Source organism: Streptomyces sp. NPDC055078 (genome assembly GCF_053607985.1).
This window is the reverse complement of record NZ_JBSGUP010000519.1, coordinates 1-5,874: the sequence shown is the minus strand read 5'-3', so window position 1 is coordinate 5,874 and position 5,874 is coordinate 1. Positions and strand designations below refer to the sequence as shown.

Sequence of the window (5,874 nt, the reverse complement as noted above, 5' to 3'; positions counted from 1 at the left end):
GCCGCCGGGCGTCCGGGCCCCGCCCGGCGGCGGCCCCACACACCGGCGTCTTACGAGTGCGGGGCGAGCCGGGCGTTCCTCACAACAGGGTTCCACGGGTGCGGACCGGCCGGGCGGCCCACACACCAGGGTTCTACGGGTGCGGACCGGCCGGGCGGCCCACACACCAGGGTTCTACGGGTGCAGGCCGAGCCGGCCGTCCCTCACACCAGGGTCTCCAGATGTCCGACCAGCTGCGCGGGAGACGGCATGGCCGCGATCTCGTCGCGCACCTCGGACGCCGCCGCCCGCAGCCCCTCGTCGCCGAGCAGGGTGCGGAACTCCGACACACCCACCGAGTCGGTCGACGACCCGATCGCGATGCCCCGCTCGACCACGGCACGCTCGTTGTCCTTCTGGTCCGGGCTCAGTGGCATCACACACTGGGGCACACCCGCTGCCATCGCGACCGCGGTGGTGCCGGAACCGCCGTGGTGGAACAGGGCGGCACAGGTCCGCAGCAGCGGCCCGAGCGAGAGCCAGTCCACCGTGCGTACGTTGGGGGGCAGTTCGCCCAGCAGCGATGGATCGCCGCCGCCGAGGGTGACGACGAACTCCGCGTCCACCCCGTCCGCGGCGGCGATCAGCGGTGCCAGCACCGCCAGGCCACCCCACAGACCGGCGATGGAGCCGAGTGTGACGGCGATCCTCGGCCGGGCCGGCGGCTCCAGCAGCCAGGCGGGCAGTTCGCCGTTGCCGTTGAAGGGCACATAGCGGACCGGTACGTCGCCGTCCGCGCGCAGCTGTGCGGGCAGCAGCTCCTGCAGGCTCCTCGGCATCGAGTTGAGCCGCACGCCGCGCTCGGGGCGCGGAGTCACACCGTGCCGCAGATAGTGCTCCTTCATATGGTCGCGCAGCAGACCGTCGATCCGCGGCGCGCTGTCCGCCGGCCCGGTGACCAGCGACACGGCGGGCACCCCGAGCGCGTCCGCCGCCAGCGGGCCCGCTCCCTGGAGCGGCGAGTGGACGACCAGATCCGCGGACCAGCCACGGGCTGTCTCCACCACCCGGTCGACGGTGACCCCCGAGACCCTGGCGAAGAGCGCCGCGACGAACTCGTCCCCGCCGTCGACACTGAAGTCGATCTCCTCGGGCCGGAACACCGTCGCGTAGTCGAGACCCGGCGTCACATCGACGACGCTGACGCCCGCGGCGGCCACCGCGCCGACATCACCGCCCTGGGCGTACAGGACTTCATGGCCCGCTGAGGATAGCGCGTGCGCCAGGGGCACGGAGGGGAAGATATGCCCCAGCCCAGGTGAGTTGACGAACAGTGCGCGCATGGGGAACTCCTCGCCTCGGGAGAGAGGTGCGGTGGTGGTGCCACCCTCCGTGTCACCCTCCACCGGCGCCCTTGAAGGCGCACGGAGCCTCGGTGAAGGGGCGGCCGTACCCGGGCTCGGTCCGCTGTCCGAGACCTTTCGAGCGTCCCTCGACACGGGGCTGCGAGCGTCGGGGCCCCAGCGACCCGAAGGGCTGCCCCATCAGATGGAGATCATCGGGAACGGGTTCATCGCACGACACCTCGCACCGCTGTCGGCCGCGCACCCCGAAGCGACCGTGCTGGCCGCGGGCGTGCCCCGGCACCCGCTGCCCGACGCGGAACACCAGCGCGAGACCAGGCTCGTCGACCACACGATCCGGCACTGCCGCGACCGCGACCGGCTCCTTGTGTTCTTCTCCACCGTCAGTATGTACGGCGGTCCCGGCGGCCCGGGGGACGAGGAGGGCCCGCCGGTCGCCTCCACCCGCTACGGCCAGCACAAACTGGACCTCGAACGGCGTATCGCGGCCTCCGGAGTGCGCCACCTCATCCTGCGCCTCGGCTATGTGCTCGGCCCGCACGGGCCCGGCTTCCGCCTCGTTCCCGCGCTGATCACACAGATCCTGGCCGGCCGGGTGCGGGTGCAGCGCGGTGCGCGCAGGGACATGATCCACGCCACGGACTTCATGACCGTCGTGGACGCCCTGCTCCGCGCCGGGGTGTGCGACGAGACCGTGAACGTCGCATCGGGCGACTGCGTCGAGGTCGCCACGATCGTACGGCACCTCGAACACCGGCTCGGGGTCACGGCCGAGTGGCAGGTGACCCACGACAGCATCGAGCACTGTCCTTCGGTGCGGAAGCTGCGGCGGCTGGTGCCCGAGGTGGACCGGCTGGGATTTGGGCCGGGCTATCACCGGATCGCCATCGACCGATATCTGGCGGCGACGCGTCCCGCGGACGTCATCCGGACGGAAAGGACGGACAGGCCATGACCGATCAGGCCGGCAGCACGGCCCGGAGGCAGGCAGGGGACCTCAGCGAACCGCACACCCCGGAGGGCCACGCACTGCTGGAGACACTCAGCGGGCACTTGCCGGGCATCGCGTCCGGTGCGGCCGAGCACGACGGGAACGGCACGTTCCCGGTGGAGGTCTTCCGGCGTCTGGGCGCCGACGGCGTGCTCGCCGCGACCGTGCCCCGGGACCTGGGCGGACTCGGTGTGCACAGCGTCCACGACGTGTGCCTCGCCGTGAAGCGGATCGCCGAGGCCGACGCGTCCACGGCGCTGTCGCTGCACATGCAGTTCAGCCGCGGGATCACGATGTCCTACGAGCGCGAACACGGCACGGAGTCCGGGCGGGCCCTGGCCGAGCGGCTGCTGCGGCTGATGGGCACCGGAAACGCGCTGATCAGCGGTGCTCTCAAGGACGCCGGGGTGACCACGGAACTGGTACCGGCGGAGGACGGCGACTGGCTGCTCTCCGGCCGGAAGATCCTGGTCAGCATGGGGCCGTTCGCCACTCACTTCGTCGTCGCGGCACAGACCCGCGACCCCGGAGGGCCCGCACTCCTCGCCTCCGCCTTCCTCGCCGCCGACACCCCCGGCCTGAAGGCGCCGGACAACTGGAACGGCATGGGCATGCGCGCATCGGCGAGCGCGGAGGTCGTCCTCCAGGACTGCCCCGTCCCGGCGGCCGACGTCTTCCTGCGCGGACCGGTGGGAGCGCGCAACGACGCCGCGATGGCCGGGCAGACCGTCAGCTCGATCGGGCTGCTCGGGGTGTACGCCGGGATCGCGCAGGCCGCGCGCGACTTCACCGTGGCGGGCCTCGCCCGGCGCGGCGGTGTCCCCGCCGCCGCGGTCCGCACCCTGGTGGCGGAGACCGATGTGAAGCTCTACACGCTGCGCACGGCGCTCGCGGCGGCGCTGACCAACGCCGACCACTACGCGCACCGGGAGATGGATGACCAGGACGAGCGCGGCCGGCGGATGATCGCCCCCTTCCAGTACGCCAAGCTCGTCGTCAACCGCAACGCGGCGAGCATCATCGAGGACTGTATGACCCTGACGGGCGGGGCGTCGTTCTCGGCGAGCCATCTGCTGTCCCGGCTCTACCGCGACGTCCGCGCCGGCTGGTTCATGCAGCCCTTCGCCTACGCCGACGCCATCGACCACCTGAGCGCGCACGCGCTCGGCCTGGACCAGAAAGCAGCGGACTCGTGAGCGATCAGAGCGGCCGGGAACCGGGCGAGGGCACGGCACCCCAGGAGGCGCACTCACCGGGCGGATCGCCCGGCGGATCCCCAGGCGGATCCCCCGGCGGCGCCGAGCGGCCCGTCGACGCCCTGGTGCGGATGTCGAACCTGGTCACGCCGATGGCCCTGCGGGTCGCCGCCACACTCCGGCTGGTCGACCACCTGCGCAAGGGCGCGACCAGCGCCACCGACCTCGCCGAGGCCACCGGGGTGGACGCCGACGCGCTGTCGCGCCTGATGCGGCATCTGACGGCCGCCGGGATCCTGGCGGAGACCGCGCCGGGCCGCTACGCGCCGACCCGCCTCGGTGACCTGCTCGCCGACGACGACCCGTCACGGCAGCGCTCCTGGCTCGACCTCGACCAGGCCGTCGGGCGGGCGGACCTGACCTTCCTGGACCTGCTGGAGGCGGTCCGGACCGGGCGCCCGCAGTACGAGGCGCGCTACGGCAAACCCTTCTGGGCGGACCTGTCCGACAACGACGGACTCGGGGCCTCGTTCGACGCGCTGATGTCGACCCGGGAGGATGAGTCGTTCGCCGCGCCCGTCGCCGCGTACGACTGGAGCGCGGCGCGGCATGTACTGGACATCGGGGGTGCGCCGGGCGGTCTGCTCAGCGCGATCCTGCGGGCGGCGCCCCGGGCGCACGGCACGCTGCTCGACCTGCCGGGCCCGGCGGCCAGGGCGCGCGAACGCATCGCGGCGGCGGGCCTCGCCGACCGTATCGACGTCGTCGGCGGTGACTTCTTCGATGAACTGCCCGTGTCGGCCGATGTCATCGTGGTCTCGTTCGTCCTGCTCAACTGGTCCGACGCGGACGCGCTGCGGATCCTGCGGCGCTGCCGTGCGGCACTGCGGCCCGGCGGCCGGATCGTCCTGCTGGAACGCGCCGAGGCACCGGCCGGCGGGACGACGACATCGGATCTGTACTTCAGCGTGCTCGACATGCGCATGCTGGTGTTCCTCGGCGGCCGGGTCCGGACCGACCGGGAGTGGGCAGATCTCGCCGCCCGGGCGGGCCTCGACATCGTCTCGTCGGTCGCGCCCCTGGTCTCGGCCACGGTCCCGCTGGACTCCTGTCTCTGGGAGCTGGCACCGCGCTGAGCCCCGCCCGCCAACACAGATTCCGCGGAACCGTGGGTGTTCCCCGAGCCGAGAGGATGCCGAAGTGTCCGTACGGATGGTCGAGTCCAAGGATGTGCGACTGTGGAGCGAGGACTTCGGCGACCCCGCCGACCCCGCTCTGCTGCTGGTGATGGGCGGGAACCTGACCGCGATGAGCTGGCCGGCCGAGTTCGTGGAGCTGCTCACGGCCGGCGGGCTCCATGTGATCCGCTACGACCACTGGGGTGTGGGGCGCTCCACCGGCTGGGATCCGGCCGAGCGCCCGTACAGCTATCTCCAACTGGCCGCCGACGCCGTCGCGGTGCTCGACGGATGGGGCGTCGAACGGGCCCATGTCGTCGGTATGTCGATGGGTTCGGTCCTGTGCCAGCTGATCGCACTGGACCACCCGCAGCGGCTGCTCAGCATATCGATGACACACGGCGGGGCACTGGACGTGGACTTCCCCGGCAACATCCGGCGGGCGTTCGCGGGTGAGCCGTCCGCCGACGGCCTCCCGCTGCCGCAGGAGAGGTTCCTGCGGGCGCTGGCCGTCATGAACGAGACGGTGGACGGGGTGGCCGCGGAACTGGACCGGCGGGTGCGCCGGTGGAAGCTGTTCTCCGGGGACCGGGTGGCCTTCGACGAGGCCGAGTACCGGCGGTGGGAACAGCAGGCGATCGACCACTCGGGCTCGCTCACCGAGCCGCAGACACACTACGCGGTGCAGCCGCCGCCCCGTGAGCGCGCCCCCGAGCTGCGCGACGTCCGGGTGCCCGCCCTGGTGGTCCAGGCGATGGAGGACCCGATCGCCCCACCGCCGCACGGCCGCCACCTCGCCGACCAGATCCCGGGCGCGGAGCTGGTGGAGATCGAGGGCATGGGCCACGCGCTGCCGGGTTCGGTGCACGGGCCGCTCGCCGAGGCGATCCTGCGGCACGTGCACCGGTCGCGGTAGGCACTGTGGGCCGGTCACGGTAGGCACTGTGGGCCGGTGGCAGCACCGGCAGCGGCGGTACCACCGGACGGTGACGGCCCGTCACCACGGGGCCGCCCGACCGGGCGCCGAGCCGCGCCGGGCGGCGTCCGCCGCTGTCGGCGGCAGCCCCGTCGGCGGTCGCCTCCAGAACCCCCCGGCCCGCACACGCGCCGCCGCCGGCGCTCGCGCCTGCCTCAGTCCGCCAGGTCGAACCGGGGCTCCTCGGTGC

The 5,874-nt window shown here is 72.8% G+C and carries 5 protein-coding genes; 4 read left to right on the top strand and 1 reads right to left on the bottom strand.

The features are described from left to right. Positions 1–203: 203 nt before the first annotated feature. Positions 204–1,322 (bottom strand): glycosyltransferase, encoded by a 1,119-nt coding sequence (locus ACWF94_RS30915; RefSeq protein WP_453495852.1) that lies wholly within the window; start codon positions 1,320–1,322, stop codon positions 204–206. A gap of 205 nt (positions 1,323–1,527) precedes the next feature. On the opposite strand from ACWF94_RS30915, the gene ACWF94_RS30910 reads away from it, so the two are divergent. From ACWF94_RS30910 to ACWF94_RS30895, 4 genes are all read left to right on the top strand, one after another. Next, the gene (locus ACWF94_RS30910) at positions 1,528–2,298 is read left to right on the top strand and encodes an NAD-dependent epimerase/dehydratase family protein (RefSeq protein WP_453495849.1); all 771 of its coding nucleotides are present in this window, start codon (positions 1,528–1,530) and stop codon (positions 2,296–2,298) included. Next, positions 2,295–3,530, top strand: a complete 1,236-nt coding sequence (locus tag ACWF94_RS30905) for an acyl-CoA dehydrogenase family protein (RefSeq protein WP_453495846.1) — start codon at positions 2,295–2,297, stop codon at positions 3,528–3,530. Before ACWF94_RS30910 ends, ACWF94_RS30905 begins: the two co-directional genes overlap by 4 nt. Continuing rightward, positions 3,527–4,666, top strand: a complete 1,140-nt coding sequence (locus ACWF94_RS30900; protein ID WP_453495843.1) for a methyltransferase — start codon at positions 3,527–3,529, stop codon at positions 4,664–4,666. The genes ACWF94_RS30905 and ACWF94_RS30900 overlap by 4 nt, the downstream gene beginning before the upstream one ends. Positions 4,667–4,730: 64 nt before the next feature. Further along, positions 4,731–5,624 carry an alpha/beta fold hydrolase gene (locus tag ACWF94_RS30895; protein ID WP_453495841.1) on the top strand — a complete coding sequence of 298 codons (894 nt, stop codon included), beginning with the start codon at positions 4,731–4,733 and terminating at the stop codon, positions 5,622–5,624. The last annotated feature ends 250 nt before the right edge of the window (positions 5,625–5,874 follow it).

Bases quoted from the DNA above. Each gene is read 5' to 3' on its own strand.
- ACWF94_RS30915 (WP_453495852.1), bottom strand. From the start codon at position 1,322: ATGCGCGCACTGTTCGTCAACTCACCTGGGCTGGGGCATATCTTCCCC.
- ACWF94_RS30910 (WP_453495849.1), top strand. From the start codon at position 1,528: ATGGAGATCATCGGGAACGGGTTCATCGCACGACACCTCGCACCGCTG.
- ACWF94_RS30905 (WP_453495846.1), top strand. From the start codon at position 2,295: ATGACCGATCAGGCCGGCAGCACGGCCCGGAGGCAGGCAGGGGACCTC.